This window comes from Bradyrhizobium sp. LeoA1Lang (assembly GCF_055413685.1).
In genome coordinates this window covers 143,189-167,564 of record NZ_JBVAPG010000001.1, presented here as the reverse complement: position 1 = coordinate 167,564, position 24,376 = coordinate 143,189, and the positions used below count along the sequence as shown (strand labels likewise).

Genomic DNA, 24,376 nt, shown 5'->3' with positions numbered 1-24,376 from the left:
GCGCGGATGAATGCCATGCCGGCAACCGCCGCCTGACAAAGATTGGCCGACCGGCGGGCTCGCGCGCCGGCCGACCCGGAAGCTGCAAGAGCAGATGGAGCGATCGATCAATCAACGAGGCGAGACAGTCCGTGGGACCCATTGGCCGCCAGCAGGTCGCCAGGTTGTTTGGAGCCCGCCTCGCGCATCCCATCTTGGCCAGCGATCATCCGATCGCATCAAACAGGCCGGACATATGGATGCAAGCGATCCGATCACCTCAAAAGCTCTTGTGCCACGGGGGCCGTCCACATATGGGTCCCCGCCCCCCGGGCGCAATTGCGCCCTAGGCGGGGACGACAACGGTGTGAGCGCGAGAGAAGCGCAGATGGAGCAGGTAGACGCGCTACTTCATCGTGATCGCGAGCCCGCTCAAATCCGCATTCGCCATCAATCCGACCTGGTGGCCGGCGAGTTCGAGCACGGCGCCCTTCTGGTTGGTGAGCACGATGGCGCGGGCGCCGCCGCCGATTGCAAGGCCCGCGCCGGCTGCGCCGTAGACGCCGGCGACATCAGAGGGGCGATTGATGTTGCTGACGCGGCCGCGCAGCACCGTCTTCGAGCCGCCGAACACCAGGCCGTAATCGAGGCCGCCGACCGACAGCGGATATCTGCGTCCATGAAAATTCAGCACGCCGCCACCGCCGGAGCCGCCGATGATCCAGCCCGCCTTGTAGATCGTGAGCGAGACAGTGCCGCTGTCGGCATGGGCGACCGAGGAGAGAGTGGCGCCGGCGATAGCGGTGAGCGCGACCAGCACGGCACGAAGGGCGGATGGCATTTTCATATGAAAGTCTCCGGGATTTTCTTGAGTCATCAATGGCGGCGCGGATCGATTCGCACATTGCGGAGTGTAGCCCGGAAGCTGGATGGGCGAGAATGCGTAGCCAGGATGCGTAGATGCGTAGGGTGGGCAAAGCGAAGCGTGCCCACCATTCCGAGTCGAGTGCTTGACGGTGGGCACGCTGCGCTTTGCCCACCCTACAAATTCCCAGCAAGGGCTTTCCGTTTGCTCGCGTTTTGAATTAGCCTTCGCGGCGGCGTTTCAAGAACCAGGAAAGAGGAAACATCCATGGCCCTTCTCGAAAATCATATCGCCGTCATCACCGGCGCGGGTTCCGGCATCGGCCGCGCGATCGCAGCCGGCTACGCACGCGAAGGCGCACGCGTGGTGCTGCTCGATGTCATCAAGAGCGCGGCGGCGGAAGCGGCGAAGGAGATCCGCGACGCCGGCGGCCAAGCCGACAGCTTTGCGCTCGACGTCACCAGGCGCGAGGATTGCGTCGCGCTTGCAAAGGAGATCGCCGGCAAGATCGGGCAAGTCTCGATCCTCGTCAACAATGCCGGGATTGCGCGACGTAACGGCATGCTCGGCGCAGACGAGGCCGTGATCAAGGATTGGGAAGACGTCATCGCGATCAACCTCACCGGCGTCTTCAACGTGACGCATGCCTTCCTGCCGCAGATCCGCGCCACGAAGGGACGCATCGTCAATATCGGATCGATCCAGTCCTTCGTGCATGTGCGCACGCCGAGCTCGGCAAGGAAGGCGTGCGCGTCAACGCAATCGGCCCCGGCTTCATCGAGACGCCGCTGAACGCGCAGACGCGCGCGAGCAATCCGGAACTCGCGAACACCTTCGTCGCGCACACTCCGCTCGGCCGCGCCGGCAAGGCGGAGGATATCGTGGGACCGGCGATCTTCCTCGCCTCCGACCTGTCGGCCTATGTCACGGGATCGATCGTGATGGTGGATGGCGGCTACCGGGCGGTGTGAGCATGGCGCACGCGGGAACCCATGCGGAAATGTGGATGGCAGCGACCGCGTTAATCGTTTGTTAACCATCTGCGGCCACCGTCTCGCGCGGGCAAGGGGTTTGTTCGTTCTCGATGTTTCCGATTCGCGATGTTGCGAACGGGCGTTGCTCGGGAGGTGTCATGTCCTATGTGTCCACGCAGCCCCTGCCGGAGATTCCGGCGTCCTCACTGGCCCCCAACGAAATCGTGCCGCTCCTGATCGGAGCCACCGTCGGCGAGGTCGAGCGCGAGCTGGTGCTGCAAACCCTGATCCGCTGCAATGGCAACCGCACGCGCGCCGCGCGCGTGCTCGGCGTTTCCGTACGCACATTGCGCAACAAGATCAGGAGCTATTCGGCTGACGGAATCGAAGTGCCCGCGCCGAGCGATTAGGCGCCTACGCGTGCGATCGCGTGCTGCGCGTCCTCACCCAGGCGCCGAGGGTGATGACGAGCGAGATCGCAGCGACGCTTCCGGCGATCAGTTCGATGGCGCGCAGCACGAACGCGGTCTGGACCGACACCAGCAATTGCGGCTCCTCGGCAAAGCCGATCGGCACGATGTCGGGCACAAGGAGCCGCTCGGCACCGAAGGCAATCGCGAATAGGGCCAGCGACAGCAAGAAGATCTTCCAGCCTGCGTTCATGGCTTCGCTCCCGTTCCACCATCACATCGCGACGATGCCATGGAGCGCGATTGCATCATTGATGTTGATCAATCCGCTCGCGGAATTGAAGCGGTCGCCAAACGCCGCTAAGAACGCGCGGGCGCAATTTCATTCGGAGTGCAGCAGTGGCCGATGATGCTTCCAGCCGGCGCGGAGCAGCGGGCGCACAGGGCCCACGCGGCCGTCCCGGCGAACAAGGACGGCCGGGACCGCAGGGACATCCCGGCCGGCGCGGCCCCGACGGGGCGCGCGGCAAGCCCGGCCCGCAAGGCAAGCCGGGAGCGCAGGGCAAGCCTGGTGCGCAAGGCAAGCGAGGCGAACCGGGCGCGCAGGGTGCGCCTGGTTCGCATGGTCCCGCCGGGCCGCAGGGTCCGGCCGGTCCGCGCGGCGAGCCGGGCCCGCCCGGGCAACTGCCGTCGATCGAACAGGTGATGCCGTGGCTTCACATGATCTTCGACGCCTGGGAAGACTATCGCCGCCAGCGCGAGCAGGAGGCGGCCGAGCGCGAAGCATTGGCTGCGGCCGTGGCCGAGCAGCCCGCTGACCTCGACGATCCCGATGAAGACGAGGATCACAAGGACAAGAAAAAGAAGAAGCATAAGGACAAGAAATAGGCCGCCGGCCGGCGCGGCTCACCCGAACCGCAGCCGCGAGCGCTCCTTTGCCTTCTCCGCCTCCACTTCGCGGTCGCGCGCCGGTGCCGTGGTGTGTAGCGAAACGAGAAGCCGGTGCGCGGCGTCCGAGACCTCGGCGACCGCGCGATCGAAGGCAGCTTCATTGGCCTGCGACGGCTTGTTGAAGCCGGACAGTTTGCGCACGAATTGCAGTGCGGAAGCGTGGATCTCGTCCTCGGTCGCGGGCGGCTCGAAATTGAACAGCGTCTTGATGTTGCGGCACATGCCTTACTCCTGTCACCGGCGGCCCGGGTCCGTTGCCTTAGCCCAAGGACGATTGGTCCATGGAAATTCCGACATCATCGCCTATTCTGTCATGAAAGCGCCGGTGGCTTCACCCTTCCAGTGTCAACCATGAAGCGAGTTCCCGATGAGCCATGTGATCTACAAGATCGTCGAACATGACGGCGGATGGGCCTACACCGTGGACGGCGTGTTCTCCGAACCGTTCGCGACCCATGCCGCTGCGCTGGCCGCCGCCCGACGTGTGGCGGCCGAGCAGCGGGTGCCCGGCCGCACCGAGGCGATCGAGTATGAAACCCCTGACGGACAATGGCACACCGAGACCGCCGCCGGCAGCGACCGCCCCGAGACGGATGTCGAGGATCGCGGCTGAGGCTGAGCATGCCTCTTTCAGCGCGGGATGACGGCAGAATTTCGCGATGATACGCTTGTCGCAAATACGACATCCGGAGATCGCCCGTGACCGACCTTGCCGCTGCCGACCTCGCCTCGATCTATCAAAAGCCGACTGCGCGCGTGATCGCGAAGGCGCGGCCGGAGATCGATGTGCATGCGAGGAAGTTCATCGGCATGTCGCCGTTCTGCGTGCTGGCGACCTCAGGCTCGGACGGCAGCGTCGATGCGTCCCCGCGCGGCGGCAATCCGGGCTTCGTCAGCGTCGCCTCGCCGAACCTGTTGTTGATGCCGGACCGCTCCGGCAACAACCGCATCGACAGCTTCCGGAACATCGTCGAGGGTTCGGGCTTTCTGCAGCTCATCTTCTTCGTGCCGGGGATCGACGAGACATTGCGCGTCGGCGGCAAGGGACGTCTCTCGTCCGATCCGGAGCTCCTGGCTTCGATGGTGGAATTCGGCAAGCCGCCGCGCGCGGTGCTGCGCGTCGACGTGACGGAAGCCTATTTCCACTGCGGCAAGGCCTTGATGCGCTCGAAACTGTGGTCGGCGGACACGCGCGTCGAGCGCAAGGTATTCCCGAGCATCAGCGAAGTGATCCACGACCAGACCACGCTCGGCGAGCCGGAGAGCCAGGCGGTGGTGGAAGAGCGCTACAAGACGCAGCTCTGACGGCTGGCGCAGGTAATCACCCTCCCCTTTCGGGGAGAGGGTGGAAATCCTTGCCCCGCCTCAGTGCTCGTTCTCGAGGTGGCCGACGTGCTTCTGGGTGTAGAGCTCAAGGCCGATGCGCTGGATCAGGTCGAGCTGGGTCTCGAGGAAATCGATGTGGTGCTCCTCGTCCTTCATCAGGTCCTCGAACAGATCGCGGCTCACATAGTCCTTCACGCCGTGGCAATAGGTGGCGGCTTCCTGGTAGAGTGCGCGGGCGCCGATCTCGGCGGCGAGATCACACTCGATGATCTCCTGGACGTTCTGGCCGATCCGCAAGGGATCGAGCACCTGCATGTTGGGGAAGCCGTCGAGGAACAAAATGCGGTCGGTGAAGCGGTCGGCGTGGTGCATCTCCTCGATCGATTCCTTGCGCCAGACCTTCGCCATCTCCAGGAGGCCCCAGTTATTCAGGATGCGATAGTGCAGCCAGTACTGGTTGATCGCCGTGAGTTCGCTGCGCAGGCCCTTGTTGAGATATTCGATGACCTTAGGGTCGCCCTGCATAGTCCACTCCAAATGCTTAAAGGCCCAAAGCGGGCCCGATTCCAACTTTAGAACGCTTCTAAATCAGATTATGGACAAGAGCAACCCTCCTCTGGGAGGGCACCTGGGAAGAGATCTGGGGAAATCCCGGCGGCTCAGCAGGCCGCGAGCGCGAACTCAGTGTTGGCGGCTTCGTCGACTGTCTCGTGGCTGTGCGGGCAGCCGCTGCAGCAGGCCTTGGCGCACGGTCCGAGCGCCTCGTCAATGATCGTCTTGATGGTGCGGGCACAGCGGCCGCATTCTGCACTGCAGCCAAGGCAGCCATAGAGCTGCTTGGCATTTCGCGGCAAGGACCCGCCGACGCTCACGGCACTGCGGACGTCGTGGTCGCTGAGGACATTACAGGAACAAACGATCATCGAAGAGGCGGGTCCGGTCGGTGATGCTGACATAAGAAATATTGAAGGCGAGCAAGCGACGCAAAGGGAAAAACCGGAATTTGAAGCAATTCCAAACTGATGATGGAGGTAAATTGGAATGGCTCTAAGTGTGATCCGCGTCATCGCACGGCACGCCGGCTATCACGTGGCGGGCGATCCGCCGCGGCGTTGATTGATCGTCAAGGGGAAATGTGGAACTCTGGTCAGGACCAGTGCCCCAAAAGGGATGACTTGAAGAAAGGTGAGGCCATGAGGAAGACATTGCTCGGATTTGCCGCCATTGCATTGGCAGGCGCGCTCGTGGCGGCACCTCCTCCGGCGCATGCGCAGCGCGGCGTTGCCGCAGGCGTCGCGGCCGGACTGATCGGTGGCGCCCTGATCGGCGGGGCGATCGCTTCGCAGAACGGGTACTACGGTCCCGGTTACTCCTACGGTCCCGGGTATTCCTACGGTCCTGGCCCCGGCTACTACGTCGCCGACCCCTACGAGTACGGGCCGCCCTGCGCCTGGCAGCGCCAGCGCTTCTGGGACGGCTATGGCTGGCGGGTGCGCAACGTGCGCGTCTGCTATTAACGCGCATTCACCTTCATTAAATCTCGCACAGGATGCCGGAAAACCCCCGCTTTTCCGGAAGCTGAACGGCTTATGGCCAGAAAAAACCGTTTTTTTCAGGCCATTAGCGCGCTGACGTTTACTTTCGATTGACTGTTGTGCGCTCTTTTTGCGACACGGGATTTCGAAACCAGCGTGCGAGTCATCGTTAAGCGTTAAACCCGGCGTCGGCTGAAGGCGCCATCCAGGAGAGCCCAAGACATGAAGAAGACATTAGCTGCCTTCGTCGCGGTCGCAACGATTGCCGGTTCGCTGGCTGTCGCGCCGGCTGCCAAGGCCGGAGACGGCCAGATCGCAGCCGGCGTGGCCGGCTGATTGGCGGCGCCCTGCTCGGTGGCGCGATTGCTGCGAGCCGTCCGGCTCCGGTCTATGTCGCACCGGCGCCGGTCTACGTTGAAGAAGCTCCGTGCCGCATGATTCGCGAGCGCTTCTGGGACGGCTACGGCTGGCGTTTCCGTCGCGTTCAGGTTTGCGACTAAGCTGACCCGGCTCATCGAGCCACTGAATCAAAACCCGGCCGACATCCAGGCCGGGTTTTTCTTTGCCCTTATCGCCGACGGCTACCTCGCGGCGGCCATCGAACGCAGCACCGCTTCGCTCGGCCAGCAGTCGACCTTCAGGCCTGCCGATTTCTGGTAGGCGCCGAGCGCGGCGCGGGTCTGCATCCCGGCCTTGCCGTCGAGTTTGTCCTTGTAGAGACCGATCCGCGTGAGATGGCGCTGCATCGCCTCGACATCGGCGGTGCGCAATTGCGTCGTCGCCGACCAGGGCGTCGCGAACGGCGCCGGGCTCGTCATGCGGTCGGCGAGATGGCCGACAAACAGCACGTAGAGATCGGAAAAATTGTATTCCTTGATGACGAAGTAGTTCTTCGTGGTCAGGAATGCGGGGCCATAGATGCCCTCGGGCTGCAACAGCGAGGCCGGCTGCGCCTGTTCCGTCGCGCTGAGCTTCTGTCCGCGCACCGGCACAAAGCCTGCGCCCAGCCATTCGCCGACCGGCCTCGTCACCTCGGGTACGCCCATGGTGCAATCGACATTGGCCGGCGCCTTCACCTCGTAGGCCCAGCGCACGCCCTTCTGCCAACCCTTGTTGACGAGCTGCTGGGCGGCGGAGGCGAGCGCATCCGGCACCGAGTGCCAGATATCGATGCGGCCGTCGCCGTCGAGATCGACGCCATGCTTGTAGTATTCGGATGGCAGAAACTGCGTAAACCCGGTGGCGCCGGCCCAGGACGAGCGCATTTCCTGGCGCGTCACCGCGCCCTCGCCGAGGATCTTCAGCGCGAGGATGAACTCGGTGCGGTACTGGTCCTTGCGGCGGCCGACATAGGCCTGTGTCGCCACCACGCGCAGCGTGTCGTAGGGTAGCTTGTAGCGGCCGTAATCGGTCTCGCGGCCCCAGATCGCGAGCACCACGGTTGCCGGCACGCCGAAGCGATTTTCGATCTCGTTGAGATCAGCGCGGTGCTTCTGCATCAGCCGCTGCCCCTCGACGGCAAGCCGCGCGATCGATGCTTCCTTGACGTAATCCGCCGGCACCTGGACGAATTCAGCCTGGGACGGGGCGCCGGTCGCCGGGCGGCCCGGCAGGATCAGATCAGGCAGCTTGTAGTCAGGCTCGAGCCCACGCGTCTCACGATCAAACGTCGCGCGCGACACACCGGCGGCCTGCGCCTCCGGCCACAGTGAGGCGATGAATTGGGTGAAGGCGGCATCGGCGGCGTGGGCTGACGGCACCAAGGGCGACGTCGAGAACAGGAGGCCGAAGGCAAGCGCACGGAGGAATGACAAGACGGGCGGCCTGTTCACACAGCGGTCCAATCCAAGTGCTATCCTGTTCTTGAGGCAGACATTAATCACGCGATGCTAGCACGACACGACAGCCGCCGCACCCTCAATGTCCGGCCGACTGCTTGGCTCCTTCGATCGACGCATTCGAGAGCTTGTCGACGAGGGCAATGCCGATCGCGGAGAGGATGAAGACGGTGTGGATGATCGTCTGCCACATCACGCCGGTCTCAGTGTAGTTGGTCTTGCCCGACGTCAGTGCGCCGGCCTCGATGAAGGTCCGCAGCAGGTGGATCGAGGAGATGCCGATGATCGCCATCGCCAGCTTGATCTTGAGCACGCTGGCGTTGACGTGGCTCAGCCATTCCGGCTCGTCTGGATGTCCCCGCAGGTTGAGGCGCGAGACGAAGGTCTCGTAGCCGCCGACGATCACCATCACCAAAAGATTCGAGATCATGACGACGTCGATCAGGCCGAGCACCGCCAGCATGATCTGCTGCTCGCTGAAATCAAAGGCATGGGCGAACAGGTGCCACAGTTCCTTGATGAACAGCACGACATAGACGCCCTGAGCGATAATCAGCCCGACATAAAGCGGCAATTGCAACCAGCGCGATCCGAAGATCAGCATAGGGACCGGGCGCAGCGGTATGTTCTTCGGCGGCACGGGTGCGTCGGAGGTAGCAGACATTATGAATTTGCTCGTGGCAGGATTTGGATTGCGGAATGCTATATCTACGCAATCTCGTCGTGGTGGGAAGCGACAACTGGCCGCAGCAAATTGTCGCTAGACTGCCGTCACCTCGTCAGCTTCTTGTATTTCACCCGATGCGGGATGATCGAATCCTGGCCGAGACGCCGCATCTTGTCCTTTTCGTAATCCTGGAAGTTGCCTTCGAACCATTCGACATGGCTATCGCCTTCGAAGGCGAGGATGTGAGTGGCGATGCGGTCGAGGAACCAGCGGTCGTGGCTGATGATCACGGCGCAGCCGGCGAAATCCTCCAGCGCCTCTTCGAGCGCGCGCAGCGTGTCGACGTCGAGGTCGTTGGTGGGCTCGTCGAGCAGCAGCACGTTGGCGCCCGACTTCAGCATCTTGGCAAGATGCACGCGGTTGCGTTCACCGCCCGAAAGTGCGCCCACTTTCTTCTGCTGGTCGGCGCCCTTGAAATTGAAGGCCGAGCAATAACCGCGCGAATTCACTTCGCGCTTGCCGAGCAGGATCAGCTCGTTGTTGCCGGAAATCTCCTCCCACACGGTCTTGCTGCCGTCGAGCGCGTCGCGCGACTGGTCGACATAGCCGAGATGGACGGACTCGCCGACCGTGATCGTACCCTGGTCGGGCTTTTCCTGCCCGGTGATCATGCGAAATAGTGTGGTCTTGCCGGCGCCATTCGGACCGATCACGCCGACGATGCCGCCGGGCGGCAGCTTGAAGGTGAGATTGTCGATCAGCATGCGATCGCCGAACGACTTGGTCAGGCCTTCGAAATCGACGACGTTCTGGCCGAGCCGCTCGGCGACGGGGATGATGATCTGCGCGGCCTGAGTCTGTTTCTCGCTCGCCTTCTTGAGCAGATCCTCGTAGCGCTGGTAACGCGCCTTGGACTTGGCCTGGCGAGCCTTGGGCGAGGATGCGATCCACTCCTGCTCGCGCGCCAGCGTCTTCTGATGCGCCGCGTCCTCGCGGCCCTCCTGCTCGAGCCGCTTCTGCTTCTGCACCAGCCAGGAGGAATAGTTGCCCTCATAGGGAATGCCGCGGCCGCGATCGAGCTCGAGAATCCAGCCCGTGACATTGTCGAGGAAGTAGCGGTCGTGGGTGACGATCAGGATCGCGCCGGGATACTGCCGCAGATGGCCTTCGAGCCAGGACACAGATTCGGCGTCGAGATGGTTGGTCGGTTCGTCCAGCAGCAGCAGCTCGGGCTGGTCGAGCAAGAGCCGGCACAGCGCGACGCGGCGGCGCTCGCCGCCGGAGAGCTTTGAGACGTCGGCGTCGTCGGGCGGACAGCGCAGCGCGTCCATCGCCTGGTCGACCTTGCTGTCGAGATCCCAGAGGCCCTGGGCCTCGATCTCGTCCTGCAGCTTGGTCATCTCATCGGCGGTCTCATCCGAGTAGTTCACCGCCAGCTCGTTATAGCGATCGAGGATCGCCTTCTGCTTGGCGACGCCCAGCATCACGTTCTCACGGACGGTCAGCTTGGGATCGAGGTGCGGTTCCTGCTCGAGATAGCCGACGCGGGCGCCCTCGGCGACCCAGGCTTCGCCGGTATAGTCCTTGTCGATGCCTGCCATGATCTTGAGCAGCGTCGATTTACCGGCGCCGTTGACGCCGAGCACGCCGATCTTGGCGTCCGGGTAGAAGCTCAGGTGGACGTTATCGAGCACCTTGCGGGTCGGGTAGCTCTTGGTCAGACCTTGCATGAAATAGACGAATTGGCGGGCCATTGAGTCCCCTGGAATCGGCAGGATTTGTGGAAATTTTGCTGCCGCCGATGTAGCCGCCGGGCCCTCAAAGCGCAACCGCACACCGCGCGTTTTCCATCCGTTCACCCCGATGAATACGGGATTGAAACCATGTGTACGGAGGATGACGACAATTGAAACCATCTTTTAATAAATCGGGCGAAATCTCGTTTTCAGCGTCGAAAACGGCATTTTGCGCAGGCTAAGCCGCGCATGACCAACAGGAGGGCTGTGTCATGGCAACAAGCACGTCCCTGCCCGCCCCGGGGGCCAGCCGCACTGGCCTTGCGAAGATCATCGCCGAACTCCGCGTCTTCTGGCGCCAGTTCTTCACCAGAGCATTCAACCCCTACCGGCCGGAACTGCACTATATGCGCGGACCCGGGCCGGCCTGGCGCGCCAAGCACAGAAGCCGGTTGCGATCATGATCCGATTAGAAGCAATCGGATCATGATCTCATCTCTTTGTTTGAGCATGATCTTTTCGGAAAACCGGTATCCACTTTTCCGGATCATGCTCTGAGCCTGTCGGATATTTGGAGCCGGCGTTTCCCGAACTCCGCTTGCGCGACCCGACGATTGCGCGCAACCATGGCGATATCCCCCGACGGTATTTTCGCCGTCCTTTCGCCAGAGACGGATTCATCGATGACGCGGCTGCGCTGTGCAATCCTCGACGACTATTTCAACCTGTCACTTTCGATCGCGGACTGGTCAGGGATCAAGGACCGCATCGACATCACCGTGTTCAGGGAGCCGTTTGCGAGCGAGGCGGCGGCCGCGAGCGCGCTTGCCGATTTCGAGATCATCTGCGCGATGCGCGAACGCACCGCATTCCCGCGCACGCTGTTCGCGGCGCTGCCCAAGCTGAAGCTCCTGCTGACATCAGGCATGCGCAATGCGGCAATCGACGTGGACGCCGCCAAGGCTCACAAGGTGGTGCTGTGCGGCACGCAATACAGCCGCGACCCGACCGCGGCGCTGACGCTCGGCCTGATCCTGGAACTCACCCGCGGCATCGGCCGGGAAAACGCGCGGATGCATGCCGGCGAGCCCTGGCAGACTTTTGCTGGCGTAGAGATCGAGGGCCGCACGCTTGGCGTGGTCGGGCTCGGCAAGCTCGGCACCCGGGTGGCGAAGCTCGCGCAGGCGTTCGGCATGAATGTCAACGCCTGGAGCCCCAACCTGACGGCCGAGAAATGCAAGGAGGCCGGCGTCGGCTATGCCAGCAAGGAGGAATTGTTTGCGACCGCCGACATCGTCACCATCCATGTGGTGCTGAGCGAGCGCTCGCGCGGCCTGGTGGGTGCCGCCGATCTCGCGCGGATGAAGCCGACGGCCTATCTCGTCAACACTGCGCGCGGGCCGATCGTCGACGAGAACGCACTGCTGGAAGTCCTTACGCAAAAGAAGATCGCGGGCGCCGGCATCGACGTGTTCTCGGTGGAGCCGCTGCCGGCCGACCATCCCTTCCGCAGGCTCGACAACCTCGTGCTCACCCCGCACCTCGGCTACGCGACCCAGGAGAGCCTCGGGATCCACTACGGCCAGATGGTCGAGTGCATCGATGCCTGGACCAAGGGCAGCGAGCCGCCGCGGCGATTGGCGTAATCACCGATCCTCGCAGAGAGCGGTCGCGACCCGTTCGTCCGTGATCAGGATATCGGCCAGCCCCGCGCGGATTGCTGCGCTGATGATCGGGAGCTTCTGAAGACCGCCGGCGGCAAGGATGCGCTCGCGTACCGCCTTCAGATCGCGCATCGGCGGATGGATCACGCGCCGGGTCAGGGGATGCGTCACCGCGTTGCCGTCCTTGTCGAGATAGTGGCCGCAGATATCGCCGACGGCGCCGGCGTCGCGCAGCGATTGCCACGTCTCGCGCGATATCACGCCATATTCCAGCGCTTTCGATTGTTCGGACAGATCGATGGCGCTGAACAGGGCGATATCCAGCTCCGCGACCATTGCAAGAACCGAGCGCACCGGCTCGCTGGAAACCAGCGCATCGCGAAGCTGCGCCGTTGCCGCGAACATCGGCGCGGTCACGTAGTAGCATGTCGCACCCAACGCGCGTGCCATCATCGCCGCGTTGTCGTAAGGGTTGATCGCCGTGCTTTCGGCAAGCCCGCCGCACAACAGAACGACACGGCAGCCGTCGCCGGAACGGCGCCGCAGATTTTGCGCGGCCATGTTGATGGTGCCGCCCCAGGTGATGCCGAGAGTCCCGGCGGGCGGCAGGTGCTCGGAGATGTAGTGGCCGGCGGCGGCCCCGACGAGGTTGCGGACATCGGTGTCGCCAATCGGCGCGGGCACGACGATGGCGTTGCGCAGCTTGAAGCGTGCAGCGAGGCGGGCCTCAAGTTCGCTGCAAGGACCGAACGGGCTGGCAATTGAAATCTGGACGACGCCGCGCTCCCGCGCTTCTCCCAGGATCTGGTTGACCCGCTTCCGCGTGATTTTCAGGTGCTGCGCGATGACGTCCTGGGTTTGCCCCTCCTTGTAGTAGTGCCAGCAGATGCGGGCGACCAACGCGTCCCCGTTCTCCACTTCTGGCCCGAACGTTTCGATTTCCGTCGCCTGTCTGGTCACGCTGTTTCCCCATCGACCTCGATATCTACGTCTCTTACACCAACCGTTACATATGTACCATCATTGTCACATATGCGTCGCGGCGAATTGGTAGGTTGCGCCGCACCTCACGTGGAGCAGCGAAATGTACCGGAAAATCCTGATTTCAATTGCACTTAGCTCGATACTCACGTCGCCAGCCTTCTCTCAATTCTCGGACAATAAGGTCGTCATCGGGGTTATGGGCGATCAAAGCGGCGTGGTCTCCGATGTCGGCGGGCCGGGCTCGATCAAGGCCGCGCGGATGGCGGTTGCCGATTTTGGCGGCTCGATCGACGGGGTCCCGATCGAGATCATCACCGCAGATCATCAGAACAAGCCGGACGTCGCCTCAGCCATCGCACGCGAATGGTTTGACCGGCAAGGCGTCGACGCTATTGTCGACCTGCCGCATTCGGGCGCGGTGTTCGCGCTGATGACGATCGCGACCGAGAAGAAGCGGTCGCTCCTGGTATCGGGTGCCGCCAGCGTCGAGATCACCGGCGGACGTTGCTCGCCCTACGTGACCCATTGGACCGACGATACTTACGCGCTGGCGCGTGGCACGGCTGCGGCGCTGACCGAACAGGGGCAGAAGTCCTGGTTCTTCCTCACTGCCGACTATGCGTTCGGCCACGACCTGGAGAAAGACGCCAGTGCCGTGGTGCAGGAGCGCGGCCGCAAAGTGCTCGGCAGCGCGCGCCATCCGCTCAACACCGCCGATTTCGCCTCGCTGTTGCTGCGCGCCCAGAGCTCGAACGCGCAGGTCGTGGCGCTCGCGAGCGCCGGTGCCGACACCGTCAATGCGATCAAGCAAGCCGGCCAGTTCGACATCATGCGCACGCAGAAGATCGCAGCCCTCCATGCTTTCGTCACCGACGTCCACAGCCTCGGCCTCGAAGCGGCGCAGGGGCTCATCATCACCACGGGGTTCTATTGGGATGACAGCGACGGCACGCGCGACTTCGCACTGCGCTTCCTGAAGGAACACGGCCGAATGCCGACGCGCGAACAGGCCGGCGTCTATTCCGGCATGCTGCATTTCTTGAAGGCCGCGAGAAGCGCCAAGAGCGACGATGCCGCGATCGTCAATGCCGAGATGCGCCAGCTTCCGGTCGATCGGTTCGGGCGGCAGGCAGTCGTGCAGCAGAACGGCCGCCTCGCCTATGATCTCGGCGTCTATCGCGTGAAATCGCCGGCGGCGAGCCGGCAGCCCTGGGACTATTACGAGCGGATCGCCACCGTTCCCGCCGCGACCGCGTTCCGCCCGGCGGCCGAATCCGGCTGCAGCATCACGGCCTCGGTTCGATGATGACCGACTCAATGCCTCCAAACCACCTGTCGGCCAGCAGGCTGGCCGACAGGCTCAAGCGGGGCGACATAGGCGCGCTCGATTTGATGAATGCCTGCCTCGACCGGATCGCCGCGCGTGAGCCCGAGGTCAAGGCGTGGGCTTTCCTCGATGCGGAACGGGCGCGCGAGCAGGCCCGGCGTGCGGACGAGCACCGCGCATCAGGTGGGCCACTCGGCGCGCTGCACGGCCTGCCGATCGGGGTGAAAGACGTATTCGACACCGCCGACATGCCGTCCGAATATGGCAGCGAAACGCTTCGCGGCCGGCGGCCAAACGCCGATGCGGATGCCGTGGCGGCGCTCCACCGCGCCGGCGCGATCATTGTCGGCAAGACCGCGACATCCGAATTCGGGATGTACCATCCGAGCCCGACCCGCAATCCCAAGGACCTGTCGCGCTCGCCGGGCGTGTCGTCGGCGGGCTCTGCGGCCGCAGTCGTCGACCACATGGTGCCGCTGGCGCTCGGCACGCAGCATACCGCTTCGACCACCCTGCCCGCGTCGTTTTGCGGCGCATTCGCGTTCAAGCCCTCGTTGGGATTCACCTCGATGGCGGGATCGAATGTGCTGGTGCCGCGGATGGCGCATGTCGGACTGTTGGCCCGCTCGATCCCGGATGCATGCCTTTTCGCCGGCGCGTTCGATCCCGCGTTGGCTGCTGTCCAGCCTGCGGCAACAGCGCCCCGTCTTGCCCTGGTGAAGGGGCCGGGCTGGAAGCTGATCGATGACGACGCGGGCCAGGCGTTCGAGACATTCATCCAGTCACTGCCGACCGCGATCGTCGAGGTCGAACTCCCACTTGAATTCGATCAGGCGCTTGATGTCACCTTCGGGCTGCTCAACGCGCATCTCGCTTATCGTTTCGGCTCGGAGCCGACTGAGACCATCCGCCGCTATTGCGCGCCGCTGCAGCAGGGAATCGAAGCCGGCCGCACCATCAGCGCGGCACGCTACCTCACGCTCGACGCGCAGGCCGATCGTCTCGTTGAACTGGCCTCGCTTCTGTTCATCGAACATGATGCGTTGATCACCCTGTCGGCGCCGGGTGAGGCGACCCGGCTGGAAGATGGGCCGGGCTCCGGCGTGATGTCGATGCCATGGAGCCTCTGCGGCCTGCCTACCGTCTCGCTGCCGCTGCTCAGAGGCCGTCAGGGGCTTCCAATCGGCGTCCAGCTCATAGGCGCCCAGGGGCGCGATGGCGACTTGTTGCGCGCCGCCGGTTGGCTCGGGAATGCAACCCGCGAAAGCACGGGCGAGGCGGAGGTCTGAGCGTGGCATCACCTGCTCAGGCGGCGGCGCTGTGGCCGCCGGAGTGCCCGACGATTTCGGCACAGCCGGTGCGCCAGGATGGATGCGACGGCTGCCAGCCGAGCTCGCGCCTGGCTTTGACATTCGAGCCCGCCCGCACCTCGGTCATCATCGCCACCATATGTTCGCCGGCGAGCAGGCGGCCGAGCCAGACCGGCACATGGAATGGCGGCTTGGCGCCCACGATCGCCGCGAGCGCCGGCAGCCATTCGCTGACTTCCGCGGGCTCGTCGTCGACGATGTTGTAGATGTTGCCGGCTCTGCCGCGCTCGATCGCGGCAACGGTGGCGGATGCCGCGTCGGCGACATGGATGAACGACCACCAGCCGCCGCCATCGCCGATCATCGGCACGCGCCGGCGCCGCAATTGATCGACCATCGCCCGCGACAGTATGCCGGTATCGGGGCCGTAGAACGATCCGTATCGGAGCACGATTCCTTCCGGCTGCTCAGAGCCGGTAACTGCCCGCTCCAGATGCTGGATCGCCTCCAGCGTGTGGCGCAATTCCTGCGGCGGATCGGGATCGAGCGGATCGGCCTCGGTTTTGACCGGTGCGCCGCTTCGGCCATAAGTCCAGCCGCAGAAGCTCTGGGCGACGAAACGCCTGACACCGGCTTCGCGCGCGGCGGCCAGCAGGCAATCGGTGCCGAGGGTGCGCAGCCGGTTAGTGACCGCGAAGGCACGATCGAAATGGCGGAGATCGGTGACATTAGCGAGGTCGGTCATCTGATGGACGATCACCTCGGGCTGCTTCGCAATGACCGCCGCGCGGACGGCCTGTGCATCGAGCCCATCGACGATGACAGGCTCGACGCCCATCTGCCCGATCGCCTCGGCTTTGGCTGATGTTCGCGTGGTGCCGATCACCGAATGGCCGGCCCGGATCAGGGCGGGAACGAGTTGTCGGCCGATAGCGCCGGTGGCGCCCGCAACAAGGATGCGCATGGCATTATCCCCACGTCGGTTGCAGCCCTCTGGCACGTAGTCCAGCCGAACACGAATTCAAGCGCGGGAATTTGACAGAAGTGCAAAGCCTGCCGATCACGGTCGCACCAAACAAAAAAGGCGCGCTGTTCGCGCGCCTTTTGATGTTGAACTGCAATCGCGCTAGCGGATCGTGACCGGGGCCGGCAGCGGCGGCACTGCCGTCGGCTGCGTGCCCGGCAGCGGCGCGGCGGCCTGCGCCTGCGCTGGGGCGGCGGCAACGGACCCGCTAGGCGGCGGCGCAGCGGAGGCGGTGGCGGTTCCAGGCGGCGGACCGCCCGGCATCACCACCACGCGGGTGCCGACCTTCACGCGATCGAAGAGGTCGGAGACGTCCTCATTCAGCATGCCGATGCAGCCCGACGAGACGAACTTGCCGATCGTCGACGGCTGGTTGGTGCCGTGGATACGGTACACGGTCGAGCCGAGATACATCGCGCGCGCGCCGAGCGGATTGCCGGGGCCGCCGGCCATGAAGCGCGGCAGATAGGGCTGACGCTCGATCATCTCGGTCGGCGGGTACCAGTCCGGCCACTCCGCCTTGCGGCTGATCTTCTGCACGCCGGTCCAGGTGAAGCCGTCGCGGCCGACGCGAACGCCGTAGCGGACTGCGCGGCCGCCGCCCAGGATGTAGTAGAGGTAGGTGTTCGACGTATCGACCACGATGGTGCCGGCCGGCTCCTTGGTCGCGAACGAGACTTCCTGGCGACGCAGGTTCGGCGGCAGTTGCACGGGAGCGGCTTCCGGCTGCTCTTCCGGCGGCAGCGCCGCGACCGTCATCGGCCTGCCGTCGCTGCCGACCTGGGGCTGCTGCGGCACGGCGCCGGTGACGGCGGGCGCACCACCCGCGGCGCCCACGGACTCCGGCGGACGCATGGCGCGATCATCGGGATAATTATAATTCTGCGCCGGCCCCTGGGGACGATCGGCGTAGATCACCGGCGGCGGGCCTGCCGGACGGCCGTAGCGCGGATCATCGGGCGACATGACCGGGCCGGTCGGCATGTTACGATCCGAATAGGCCGGCGGCGGCGCGCCCATCGGGCGGCCATAGCGGGGATCGTTGGGCGAAAGCACCGGTCCGGGCGGCGACAGCGACGCCGAACTCTGGCCGTTCGGCGCCTCGTCGTCCTCTTCAAAGACATCAAAATCCGACGGGCGGCGGTCGTCGCGCACGTAGCCAGGGGGCGGCGGCGGATAGGAGCCCTGAGGAGCGGAATAGACCGGACCTGGCCCTGCGGGGTAGCCCTGCTGCGCCTGCGCAACCGAAGTTCCTGCCGCGCCGAGCGCTGCGGCAGCACAAATCGTCAGAATGCGGTTGATCATCATCGCTCTTGTATAGTCCCCAAGCCACACCGGACCGTTAACGGCACTTGAAGGAAGATAGCGGCGCATTCAAGACAATTCCGCGAAATCCGGCCCGAATCGGTCATTTTGTGATTGGGCAGTGATCGCTGCGGCAAAGATGCCTCACCGTCGGGAAAAGTTATTCCGTTGGACTACGGGCGTCATTCCCCGACATTGGTTGCGATATCCTCGAATCGGCTTGATTCGCTGCCTGCGAGCGGCCTTCCCCTGTGGTCACCGCGTTTCCTCTGGCTCAAAAGAACACTTCGGCAAAGACGGAACCGCACCCATGCTTCCCGGTCTTCGTTTCCTGTTCGCGGCGATCGTGCTGTCGACGTCGGTCCTGATCTTCGGACTTGGCGCCGCGGCGCTTCTGCGGGCTGCCCATGAGGAAGTCGCGAGCATCCCGTCGCGACGCAGCCCACCGGAGCCCGTCTTCGCGCAAGCCCAAACACAAGTTCAAGAGAAGCCGCCGACGCTCGCCATGCTGCGCGTCGACGCGTCCGCAGCAGAGACAACAGAAAAGGCGCCGGACAGCGCCGAGACGTCCCCTGCTCCGGCCGTACCAACCGCCGATGCTCCCGCGCCGGCCGAGCCCGAGGAGGTGGCCGCCGTGAAGCCCGATGAGCCTGCTTCGACCGAGACGCCGCCGCCTGTGGCAGATGCTCCGGAACCACAGGCACCGACGACGGCAGCCCAGACGGAAACTCCTGCTCCCGCCGAAGAGACCAAGCCTGCGGCGGTCGCAGAGGTCCCGCCCGCGAACGACGCCACCCCCTCCGCACCCGAGGCGCCTGCCGCAGCGGAAGAGAGTCCGGCGGCGGCCAAGATCGCCACGCTGGGCGGCCCCGCGGTTACCGTCGAGGAAACGACGTCCGCAAAGAGCGCGGACGCGAAGCCGGATCAAAGCGCCGCCAAGAAGCGTGCGCGGGCGGAGCGTGCCAGGGAGCGTCGGCGCGTGGCGGCGCAGCAGCAACGCCTGATGCGGCAGGCCCCGCCACAGCAGGTGCTCGATCCGTTCGGCCAGCCGATGCTCGTGCGCCCGACACGCTGATCGTCTGGAATCAGGCGGGTCCCGTCGCGATCGGCGGCCCGCCCGGCAATCCCCATTCGGCCCAGGAACCGTCGTAGAGCGCACTACCGCGCACGCCGAGGCGATAGAGCGCGAGCGTCAACACCAGCGCCGAGACGCCGGAGCCGCAACTGGTGACGATCGGCTTTGCCGTGTCGACGCCGGCGGACGCAAATGCCTTGCGCAATTCATCGAGCGGCTTCATCGCCCCGGTCTTCGGGTCGAACAGATCGGCATAAGGAACGTTGCGGCTGCCTGGGATGTGGCCGGAGCGACGGCCGGGCCAGGGCTCGACCACGGTGCCCTCGAACCGCGGACGCGGCCGTGCATCGATCACCTGTTCCTTCTTGGTCTCGATATTGCCGAGCAATTGCTCCTTGCTGCGGACGAAGCTCGGATCGAACTTGGCCTGGAATTTTCCAGGCTTCGCTGTCACGGGACCGGATTCTGTCGGATGTCCCTCGACCTTCCACTTCTGCAAACCGCCGTCGAGCACCTTCACGTTCGGATGGCCGAACGAAAGGAACATCCACCACGCCCGCGGCGCTGCGACCCAGCCGCCGGCATCATAGGCGACCACGGTGTCGTCGGAGGAGATGCCGAGCGCGGAGACGTTCTGCGCGAACTGCTCGGCGGTCGGATACATGTGCGGGCGCGGGTCGTTCTTGTCGGCGATCGCATTGACGTCGAAGAACACCGCACCGGGAATGTGGGCGGCGATGAAATCGTCTGCCGGCAACGGCAACACGCCCGGCATCTTGTAGGAGGCGTCGATCACCTTGACCTTGGGATCGCCGAGATGGGCGGCAAGCCAGTCGGTGGAGACGAGCGGGTCTTCGGTGGTAGTCATGGATGGATCTCCGGCGCTTCGCAAATCGTCATTGCCGGGCTTGACCCGGCGATCCATCCTCTTCGAGAGGATGGCCCTTTTGTCGGGATACGCGGATCAGCCCGCGTGTGACGAGCTTATTTCTTCTTCGGCTCCCACTTCTCGATCGGGCCGCCGGCGTCGCGCCAGGCGGCAAAACCGCCGCCCATATGGGCGACCGGCTTCAGCCCCATGTCCTGCGCGGTCTTCGCAGCCAGGGCCGAGCGCATGCCGCCGGCGCAATGGAAGATGAACTTCTTGTCCTCTTGGAAGATCGGCTTGGCGTAGGGACTCGCGGGATCGATCCAGAACTCGAGCATGCCGCGGGTGCACGAGAAGGCGCCGGGGATCTTGCCATCGCGCTCGATCTCGCGGGGATCGCGGATGTCGACGATCACGACATCACCGTTTGGGAGCAGCTTGATGGCGTCGGCCGCGCTGACGGTCTCGATCTCGGCATTGGCTTCATCCATCATCTGCTTGATGCCGCGGTGAATGGTCTGGGGCATGGGGCTCTCCCTTGGCTGTTGTGTCGCCGTCATTGCGGGGCGCGCATAGCGCGAACTATGATGTGCAATTGCACATCAGAGAATCCATTCCTCCGCCGGCGCAAGTGGCTAAATGGATTCCGGGTTCGTCCTTCGGACGCCCCGGAATGACGAGAGCTACCGTACCAGTTCCTTCATCGCATTCTCCAGACCTTCGATCGTGATCGGGTACATGCGTTCGGAGAAGATGCGGCGAATGATGGTGGTCGATTCCGAATAGTCCCAGTGCTTCTGCGCCACCGGGTTGAGCCACACCGCGTGCGGATAGGTGCGGATGATGCGATCGAGCCAGACCGAACCGGCCTCCTCGTTGACGTGCTCGACCGAGCCGCCAGGGACCATGATCTCGTAAGGCGACATCGAGGCGTCACCGACGAACACCACCTTGTAGTCGTGCGGATATTTGTGCAGCACGTCCCAGGTCGGCGTGCGATCGGTGAAGCGCCGCTTATTCTGCTTCCAGACGCCCTCATAGAGGCAGTTGTGGAAGTAGAAATATTCCATGTGCTTGAATTCGCTCTTCGCGGCCGAGAACAATTCCTCGACCTGCTCGATATGCGAATCCATCGAGCCGCCGATATCGAAGAACACCAGGACCTTGACCGCGTTGCGCCGCTCGGGACGCATGTGCACGTCGAGATAACCGTGATTGGCGGTTTCCTTGATCGTGGTGTCCAGATCGAGCTCGTCGGGGGCGCCGGTGCGAGCGAACTTGCGAAGGCGCCGCAGCGCGACCTTGATGTTGCGGATGCCGAGCTCGACATTGCCGTCGAGATCCTTGAACTCGCGCTTGTCCCACACCTTCACGGCGCGGTTGTTGCGGTTCTTCTCCTGCCCGATGCGGATGCCTTCGGGATTGTAGCCGTGGGCGCCGAAGGGCGAGGTGCCGGCGGTGCCGATCCACTTGTTGCCACCCTGGTGCCGGCCCTTCTGTTCCTCCAGGCGCTTACGCAACGTCTCCATGAGCTTATCCCAGCCCATGGCTTCGATTTGCTTCTTCTCTTCCTCGGTGAGGTATTTCTCCGCGAGCTTCTTCAGCCACTCCTCAGGGATTTCGGCCTTGTCCATGGCATCGAGCAGGCTCTCGAGCCCCTTGAACACGGTGCCGAAGACGCGGTCGAACTTGTCGAGGTTGCGCTCGTCCTTCACCAGCGCCGAGCGCGACAAATAGTAGAAATTCTCGACACTCTGCTCCGCCAGGTCGGCGTCGAGCGCCTCCATCAGCGTGAGATATTCGCGCAAGGTCACAGGGACCTGGGCCTCGCGCAGCGATGTGAAGAACTGCAAGAACATGTTCCATAAATCGCCCGCCGGGGTCGCGCCGTCAAGGGCACCCGGGTCTTTAGGGCAGCATCACGGGGTCGGCACCGAGGTGCGCGGATCATTCCGCAAGGCGGAAAGGGCCCGCCTAATTTCAAGGCGGTAGCGGTTAGCTCAGTTGCGTTCAGGCGCTGGAATCCACGCTAGACCTGCTTGGTTTTTCCATTAGTATCAAATTGAAACTCATCATGACGGGGTAGTATGAAATTCACCGGTACCAAGGATTATGTCGCCACCGATGACCTTAAAGTCGCTGTCAACGCCGCCATCGTGCTGGAGCGCCCGCTTCTGGTGAAGGGCGAGCCCGGCACCGGAAAGACGGTGCTGGCTGAGGAAGTCGCTAAGGCGCTCGATGCACCGCTTCTGACCTGGCACATCAAGTCCACCACCAAGGCGCAGCAGGGCCTCTACGAATATGATGCGGTGTCGCGGTTGCGCGACAGCCAACTCGGCGACGCCCGCGTCTCGGACATCAAGAACTACATCAAGCGCGGCAAGCTGTGGGAAGCCTTCACCAACGAGAAGCGCCCGGTGCTCTTGATCGACGAGATCGATAAGGCCGATATCGAATTCCCCAACGATCTCCTGCTCGAGCTCGATCGCATGGAGTTTTTCGTCTACGAGACCGGCGAGAACATCAAGGCCAAGCTGCGCCCGATCGTGATGATCACCTCCAACAACGAGAAGGAGTTGCCGGACGCCTTCCTGCGGCGCTGCTTCTTCCACTACATCAAGTTCCCCGATGCGGACACGATGGAAAAGATCGTCGACGTCCATTTCCCCGGCATCAAGAGACGTCTGGTGGAAGAGGCCTTGCGCATCTTCTTCGAGGTGCGGGAAGTGCCGGGCCTGAAGAAGAAGCCCTCGACCTCCGAATTGCTCGACTGGCTGAAGCTGCTCCTGAACGAGGACATCACGCCAGAGATGCTGCGGGAGCGCGATCCGCGCAAGCTGATCCCGCCGCTGCACGGCGCACTGCTCAAGAACGAACAGGACGTGCACCTGTTCGAGCGGCTGGCCTTCCTGAGCCGCCGCGAAGTCTGACTTGACGATCTACGGAGCGCCGGGAGCACCCCGGCGCTTCGCGCGTACTGCCAATAAAACAACAAAAGAGCGGGGAAGATGAACGTCCAAACACAGATCCGTGCTGCCGAACCCATCACCTCTGAGCATTTTGACGTCCTGATCGTGGGCGCCGGCATTTCAGGTATTGGCGCCGCCTACCACCTCACCACGCAGTGCCCCGGGACCAGCTTCGTCGTGCTGGAGACGCAGAAGACGTTCGGCGGCACCTGGAGCACGCACCGCTATCCCGGTATCCGCTCCGACAGCGACCTCCACACCTTCGGCTATCGCTTCAAGCCGTGGACCAGCGCGCCGATCGCAACCGCCGCGGAGATCCTGAAATATATGGGCGACGTGATCGAGGAGAACGACCTCGCGCGCCACATCCGCTATCGCCACACCATCACCTCGGCGAAATGGTCGAGCGAGACCAATCTCTGGACCATCGACGCCACGCGTATCGACACCGGCGAACACTTCCGCTTCACCACCAACTTCTTCTGGATGTGCCAGGGCTACTATCGCCATGCCGAGGGCTATACGCCGGAGTGGAAGGACATGGCCAAGTTCAAGGGCCCGATCGTGCATCCGCAGAAATGGCCCGAGGATCTCGACTACAAGGGCAAGCGCGTCGTCGTGATCGGCTCCGGCGCCACCGCCGCGACGCTGATCCCGGCAATGGCCAAGGACGCCGGCCATGTGACGATGCTGCAGCGCTCGCCGACCTATTTCCGCACCGGCCGCAACGCGATCGAGATCGCGGAGCAACTGCGGCAGTTGCAGGTCGACGAGAAGTGGATCCACGAGATCACCCGCCGCAAGATCCTGTTCGACCAGGACGCCTTCACCCGCAAGACCTTCGAGAAGCCTGAGGAGGCCAAGAAGGACTTGCTGTCGGCGGTCGAAGCCTATCTCGGCAAGGACTATGACATCGCGACCCACTTCACGCCGCGCTATCGCCCGTGGCGGCAGCGCATCGCCTTCATTCCCGACGGCGACCTGTTCCAGGGCATCAAGGCCGGCAAGGCTTCCGTCGTCACCGACGAGATCGAACGCTTCACCGAGAAGGGCATCCTGCTGAAATCCGGCAAGGAGCTCGAAGCCGACATCATCGTCACCGCGACCGGCTTCAATCTGTGCGCCACTGGCGATATCGAATTCGAGCTCGACGGCAAGCCGCTTGATTTCGCCGATACCGTGACCTATCGCGGCATGATGTTCACGGGTGTGCCCAACCTCGTCTGGGTGTTCGGCTATTTCCGCGCGAGCTGGACCTTGCGCGTCGACCTCGTCGCCGATTTCGTCTGCCGCCTGCTCAAGCACATGAAGGAAACGGGCGCCAAGAAGGTCACGCCGGCACTCAGGTCCGAAGACCACAACATGCCGATCCTGCCATGGATCGACGAGGAAAACTTCAACCCCGGCTACATGCTGCGCGGCATGCACCTGTTGCCGAAGCGCGGCGCCAAGCCGGAATGGCAGCACAACCAGGACTACTGGGCCGAGAAGGACGAGTTTCCGACGATCGACCTCGCGGACAAGGCGTTCGTGTACAGCTAGACCCTCGTCCCAGCGGACGCTCTCAAC

28 protein-coding genes and 1 pseudogene are annotated in these 24,376 nt (G+C 63.7%); 15 read left to right on the top strand and 14 right to left on the bottom strand.

The annotated features are described in order from the left end of the window. Window positions 1–385: 385 nt before the first annotated feature. Window positions 386–826, bottom strand: coding sequence for a hypothetical protein (locus ACZYOF_RS00760; protein WP_130584247.1), 441 nt, complete (start codon window positions 824–826; stop codon window positions 386–388). A gap of 285 nt (window positions 827–1,111) precedes the next feature. Here ACZYOF_RS00760 and ACZYOF_RS00755 point away from each other — a divergent pair, with 285 nt between their 5' ends. From ACZYOF_RS00755 to ACZYOF_RS00745, 3 genes are all read left to right on the top strand, one after another. After that, window positions 1,112–1,636, top strand: a complete 525-nt coding sequence (locus ACZYOF_RS00755; protein WP_463714448.1) for an SDR family NAD(P)-dependent oxidoreductase — start codon at window positions 1,112–1,114, stop codon at window positions 1,634–1,636. Further along, the gene (locus tag ACZYOF_RS00750) at window positions 1,591–1,815 is read left to right on the top strand and encodes an SDR family oxidoreductase (RefSeq protein WP_463714447.1); all 225 of its coding nucleotides are present in this window, start codon (window positions 1,591–1,593) and stop codon (window positions 1,813–1,815) included. Before ACZYOF_RS00755 ends, ACZYOF_RS00750 begins: the two co-directional genes overlap by 46 nt. Window positions 1,816–1,976: 161 nt before the next feature. After that, window positions 1,977–2,228: a helix-turn-helix domain-containing protein gene (locus ACZYOF_RS00745; protein ID WP_130584245.1), complete on the top strand. Its 252-nt coding sequence runs from the start codon at window positions 1,977–1,979 to the stop codon at window positions 2,226–2,228. A 4-nt stretch (window positions 2,229–2,232) separates the two neighbouring features. Here the strand turns inward: ACZYOF_RS00745 and ACZYOF_RS00740 are convergent, their stop codons facing one another. After that, window positions 2,233–2,481: a hypothetical protein gene (locus ACZYOF_RS00740; protein WP_463714446.1), complete on the bottom strand. Its 249-nt coding sequence runs from the start codon at window positions 2,479–2,481 to the stop codon at window positions 2,233–2,235. 146 nt (window positions 2,482–2,627) lie between these two features. Between ACZYOF_RS00740 and ACZYOF_RS00735 the strand changes: the two genes are divergently transcribed. Beyond that, a complete protein-coding gene (locus tag ACZYOF_RS00735; RefSeq protein WP_463714445.1) occupies window positions 2,628–3,116 on the top strand; it encodes a collagen-like protein in 489 nt (162 codons plus the stop codon). Between the two features lie 18 nt (window positions 3,117–3,134). On the opposite strand, the gene ACZYOF_RS00730 is transcribed toward ACZYOF_RS00735, so the two are convergent. Next, a complete protein-coding gene (locus tag ACZYOF_RS00730) occupies window positions 3,135–3,401 on the bottom strand; it encodes a DUF2277 domain-containing protein (RefSeq protein ID WP_130582519.1) in 267 nt (88 codons plus the stop codon). 145 nt (window positions 3,402–3,546) lie between these two features. Here ACZYOF_RS00730 and ACZYOF_RS00725 point away from each other — a divergent pair, with 145 nt between their 5' ends. Beyond that, window positions 3,547–3,792 carry a DUF2188 domain-containing protein gene (locus ACZYOF_RS00725; protein WP_130582521.1) on the top strand — a complete coding sequence of 82 codons (246 nt, stop codon included), beginning with the start codon at window positions 3,547–3,549 and terminating at the stop codon, window positions 3,790–3,792. A gap of 86 nt (window positions 3,793–3,878) precedes the next feature. After that, window positions 3,879–4,484, top strand: a complete 606-nt coding sequence (locus tag ACZYOF_RS00720) for an MSMEG_1061 family FMN-dependent PPOX-type flavoprotein (RefSeq protein WP_282531491.1) — start codon at window positions 3,879–3,881, stop codon at window positions 4,482–4,484. A 60-nt stretch (window positions 4,485–4,544) separates the two neighbouring features. Here ACZYOF_RS00720 and bfr read toward each other — a convergent pair whose 3' ends face one another. Together bfr and ACZYOF_RS00710 are read right to left on the bottom strand one after the other, a co-directional pair. Beyond that, window positions 4,545–5,030: a bacterioferritin gene (bfr, locus tag ACZYOF_RS00715; RefSeq protein WP_130582517.1), complete on the bottom strand. Its 486-nt coding sequence runs from the start codon at window positions 5,028–5,030 to the stop codon at window positions 4,545–4,547. Between the two features lie 134 nt (window positions 5,031–5,164). Further along, on the bottom strand, window positions 5,165–5,428 hold the full coding sequence (locus ACZYOF_RS00710; protein ID WP_282531489.1) for a (2Fe-2S)-binding protein: 264 nt from the start codon (window positions 5,426–5,428) through the stop codon (window positions 5,165–5,167). A gap of 270 nt (window positions 5,429–5,698) precedes the next feature. On the opposite strand from ACZYOF_RS00710, the gene ACZYOF_RS00705 reads away from it, so the two are divergent. Further along, window positions 5,699–6,022, top strand: coding sequence for a hypothetical protein (locus ACZYOF_RS00705; RefSeq protein WP_456644772.1), 324 nt, complete (start codon window positions 5,699–5,701; stop codon window positions 6,020–6,022). 240 nt (window positions 6,023–6,262) lie between these two features. Next, window positions 6,263–6,540: pseudogene (locus ACZYOF_RS00700) on the top strand (hypothetical protein). Between the two features lie 81 nt (window positions 6,541–6,621). Here ACZYOF_RS00700 and ACZYOF_RS00695 read toward each other — a convergent pair. The 3 genes from ACZYOF_RS00695 to ettA all read right to left on the bottom strand — a co-directional run bounded on the left by ACZYOF_RS00695 (window position 6,622) and on the right by ettA (window position 10,299). Then, the gene (locus ACZYOF_RS00695) at window positions 6,622–7,854 is read right to left on the bottom strand and encodes a lytic murein transglycosylase (protein WP_463714444.1); all 1,233 of its coding nucleotides are present in this window, start codon (window positions 7,852–7,854) and stop codon (window positions 6,622–6,624) included. Between the two features lie 103 nt (window positions 7,855–7,957). Continuing rightward, entirely contained in the window at window positions 7,958–8,542 is a 585-nt protein-coding gene (locus tag ACZYOF_RS00690; protein ID WP_130582514.1) for a TIGR00645 family protein, read from the bottom strand. A gap of 107 nt (window positions 8,543–8,649) precedes the next feature. Beyond that, window positions 8,650–10,299 carry an energy-dependent translational throttle protein EttA gene (ettA, locus tag ACZYOF_RS00685; RefSeq protein WP_463714443.1) on the bottom strand — a complete coding sequence of 550 codons (1,650 nt, stop codon included), beginning with the start codon at window positions 10,297–10,299 and terminating at the stop codon, window positions 8,650–8,652. 254 nt (window positions 10,300–10,553) lie between these two features. Between ettA and ACZYOF_RS00680 the strand changes: the two genes are divergently transcribed. After that, complete coding sequence (locus ACZYOF_RS00680; protein ID WP_130582512.1) at window positions 10,554–10,745, top strand: hypothetical protein; 192 nt, start codon at window positions 10,554–10,556, stop codon at window positions 10,743–10,745. A gap of 219 nt (window positions 10,746–10,964) precedes the next feature. Next, window positions 10,965–11,927, top strand: a complete 963-nt coding sequence (locus tag ACZYOF_RS00675; RefSeq protein WP_130582511.1) for a D-2-hydroxyacid dehydrogenase family protein — start codon at window positions 10,965–10,967, stop codon at window positions 11,925–11,927. On the opposite strand, the gene ACZYOF_RS00670 is transcribed toward ACZYOF_RS00675, so the two are convergent. Further along, window positions 11,928–12,905 carry a sugar-binding transcriptional regulator gene (locus ACZYOF_RS00670; protein WP_245476677.1) on the bottom strand — a complete coding sequence of 326 codons (978 nt, stop codon included), beginning with the start codon at window positions 12,903–12,905 and terminating at the stop codon, window positions 11,928–11,930. A 124-nt stretch (window positions 12,906–13,029) separates the two neighbouring features. Here ACZYOF_RS00670 and ACZYOF_RS00665 point away from each other — a divergent pair, with 124 nt between their 5' ends. Together ACZYOF_RS00665 and ACZYOF_RS00660 are read left to right on the top strand one after the other, a co-directional pair. Then, entirely contained in the window at window positions 13,030–14,235 is a 1,206-nt protein-coding gene (locus ACZYOF_RS00665) for an ABC transporter substrate-binding protein (RefSeq protein ID WP_463714442.1), read from the top strand. An 11-nt stretch (window positions 14,236–14,246) separates the two neighbouring features. Further along, a complete protein-coding gene (locus tag ACZYOF_RS00660) occupies window positions 14,247–15,545 on the top strand; it encodes an amidase (RefSeq protein ID WP_463714441.1) in 1,299 nt (432 codons plus the stop codon). Window positions 15,546–15,561: 16 nt separating this feature from the next. Here the strand turns inward: ACZYOF_RS00660 and ACZYOF_RS00655 are convergent, their stop codons facing one another. Next, window positions 15,562–16,530 carry an NAD-dependent epimerase/dehydratase family protein gene (locus ACZYOF_RS00655; RefSeq protein ID WP_463714440.1) on the bottom strand — a complete coding sequence of 323 codons (969 nt, stop codon included), beginning with the start codon at window positions 16,528–16,530 and terminating at the stop codon, window positions 15,562–15,564. 162 nt (window positions 16,531–16,692) lie between these two features. Next, window positions 16,693–17,898, bottom strand: coding sequence for a L,D-transpeptidase (locus ACZYOF_RS00650; protein ID WP_463702052.1), 1,206 nt, complete (start codon window positions 17,896–17,898; stop codon window positions 16,693–16,695). A gap of 307 nt (window positions 17,899–18,205) precedes the next feature. On the opposite strand from ACZYOF_RS00650, the gene ACZYOF_RS00645 reads away from it, so the two are divergent. Further along, window positions 18,206–18,970, top strand: coding sequence for a hypothetical protein (locus ACZYOF_RS00645; protein WP_463714439.1), 765 nt, complete (start codon window positions 18,206–18,208; stop codon window positions 18,968–18,970). A 10-nt stretch (window positions 18,971–18,980) separates the two neighbouring features. Here the strand turns inward: ACZYOF_RS00645 and sseA are convergent, their stop codons facing one another. The 3 genes from sseA to ACZYOF_RS00630 all read right to left on the bottom strand — a co-directional run bounded on the left by sseA (window position 18,981) and on the right by ACZYOF_RS00630 (window position 21,697). Beyond that, window positions 18,981–19,838 (bottom strand): 3-mercaptopyruvate sulfurtransferase, encoded by an 858-nt coding sequence (sseA, locus tag ACZYOF_RS00640; RefSeq protein ID WP_463714438.1) that lies wholly within the window; start codon window positions 19,836–19,838, stop codon window positions 18,981–18,983. A gap of 116 nt (window positions 19,839–19,954) precedes the next feature. Next, the gene (locus ACZYOF_RS00635; protein ID WP_130580355.1) at window positions 19,955–20,365 is read right to left on the bottom strand and encodes a rhodanese-like domain-containing protein; all 411 of its coding nucleotides are present in this window, start codon (window positions 20,363–20,365) and stop codon (window positions 19,955–19,957) included. Between the two features lie 156 nt (window positions 20,366–20,521). Continuing rightward, window positions 20,522–21,697, bottom strand: a complete 1,176-nt coding sequence (locus tag ACZYOF_RS00630) for a vWA domain-containing protein (RefSeq protein WP_463714437.1) — start codon at window positions 21,695–21,697, stop codon at window positions 20,522–20,524. A gap of 228 nt (window positions 21,698–21,925) precedes the next feature. On the opposite strand from ACZYOF_RS00630, the gene ACZYOF_RS00625 reads away from it, so the two are divergent. Next, window positions 21,926–22,768, top strand: coding sequence for an AAA family ATPase (locus ACZYOF_RS00625; RefSeq protein ID WP_130580357.1), 843 nt, complete (start codon window positions 21,926–21,928; stop codon window positions 22,766–22,768). 78 nt (window positions 22,769–22,846) lie between these two features. Further along, complete coding sequence (locus ACZYOF_RS00620) at window positions 22,847–24,349, top strand: flavin-containing monooxygenase (protein ID WP_463714436.1); 1,503 nt, start codon at window positions 22,847–22,849, stop codon at window positions 24,347–24,349. Window positions 24,350–24,376: the final 27 nt, after the last annotated feature.

Bases quoted from the DNA above. Each gene is read 5' to 3' on its own strand.
- ACZYOF_RS00675 (WP_130582511.1), top strand. From the start codon at position 10,965: ATGACGCGGCTGCGCTGTGCAATCCTCGACGACTATTTCAACCTGTCA.
- ACZYOF_RS00740 (WP_463714446.1), bottom strand. From the start codon at position 2,481: ATGAACGCAGGCTGGAAGATCTTCTTGCTGTCGCTGGCCCTATTCGCG.
- ACZYOF_RS00650 (WP_463702052.1), bottom strand. From the start codon at position 17,898: ATGATGATCAACCGCATTCTGACGATTTGTGCTGCCGCAGCGCTCGGC.
- ACZYOF_RS00680 (WP_130582512.1), top strand. From the start codon at position 10,554: ATGGCAACAAGCACGTCCCTGCCCGCCCCGGGGGCCAGCCGCACTGGC.
- ACZYOF_RS00725 (WP_130582521.1), top strand. From the start codon at position 3,547: ATGAGCCATGTGATCTACAAGATCGTCGAACATGACGGCGGATGGGCC.
- ACZYOF_RS00710 (WP_282531489.1), bottom strand. From the start codon at position 5,428: ATGATCGTTTGTTCCTGTAATGTCCTCAGCGACCACGACGTCCGCAGT.
- ACZYOF_RS00620 (WP_463714436.1), top strand. From the start codon at position 22,847: ATGAACGTCCAAACACAGATCCGTGCTGCCGAACCCATCACCTCTGAG.
- ACZYOF_RS00655 (WP_463714440.1), bottom strand. From the start codon at position 16,530: ATGCGCATCCTTGTTGCGGGCGCCACCGGCGCTATCGGCCGACAACTC.
- ACZYOF_RS00755 (WP_463714448.1), top strand. From the start codon at position 1,112: ATGGCCCTTCTCGAAAATCATATCGCCGTCATCACCGGCGCGGGTTCC.
- ACZYOF_RS00645 (WP_463714439.1), top strand. From the start codon at position 18,206: ATGCTTCCCGGTCTTCGTTTCCTGTTCGCGGCGATCGTGCTGTCGACG.
- ACZYOF_RS00665 (WP_463714442.1), top strand. From the start codon at position 13,030: ATGTACCGGAAAATCCTGATTTCAATTGCACTTAGCTCGATACTCACG.
- ACZYOF_RS00660 (WP_463714441.1), top strand. From the start codon at position 14,247: ATGCCTCCAAACCACCTGTCGGCCAGCAGGCTGGCCGACAGGCTCAAG.
- bfr (WP_130582517.1), bottom strand. From the start codon at position 5,030: ATGCAGGGCGACCCTAAGGTCATCGAATATCTCAACAAGGGCCTGCGC.
- ACZYOF_RS00630 (WP_463714437.1), bottom strand. From the start codon at position 21,697: ATGTTCTTGCAGTTCTTCACATCGCTGCGCGAGGCCCAGGTCCCTGTG.
- ettA (WP_463714443.1), bottom strand. From the start codon at position 10,299: ATGGCCCGCCAATTCGTCTATTTCATGCAAGGTCTGACCAAGAGCTAC.
- ACZYOF_RS00760 (WP_130584247.1), bottom strand. From the start codon at position 826: ATGAAAATGCCATCCGCCCTTCGTGCCGTGCTGGTCGCGCTCACCGCT.
- ACZYOF_RS00625 (WP_130580357.1), top strand. From the start codon at position 21,926: ATGAAATTCACCGGTACCAAGGATTATGTCGCCACCGATGACCTTAAA.
- ACZYOF_RS00635 (WP_130580355.1), bottom strand. From the start codon at position 20,365: ATGCCCCAGACCATTCACCGCGGCATCAAGCAGATGATGGATGAAGCC.
- ACZYOF_RS00730 (WP_130582519.1), bottom strand. From the start codon at position 3,401: ATGTGCCGCAACATCAAGACGCTGTTCAATTTCGAGCCGCCCGCGACC.
- ACZYOF_RS00745 (WP_130584245.1), top strand. From the start codon at position 1,977: ATGTCCTATGTGTCCACGCAGCCCCTGCCGGAGATTCCGGCGTCCTCA.
- ACZYOF_RS00690 (WP_130582514.1), bottom strand. From the start codon at position 8,542: ATGTCTGCTACCTCCGACGCACCCGTGCCGCCGAAGAACATACCGCTG.
- sseA (WP_463714438.1), bottom strand. From the start codon at position 19,838: ATGACTACCACCGAAGACCCGCTCGTCTCCACCGACTGGCTTGCCGCC.
- ACZYOF_RS00705 (WP_456644772.1), top strand. From the start codon at position 5,699: ATGAGGAAGACATTGCTCGGATTTGCCGCCATTGCATTGGCAGGCGCG.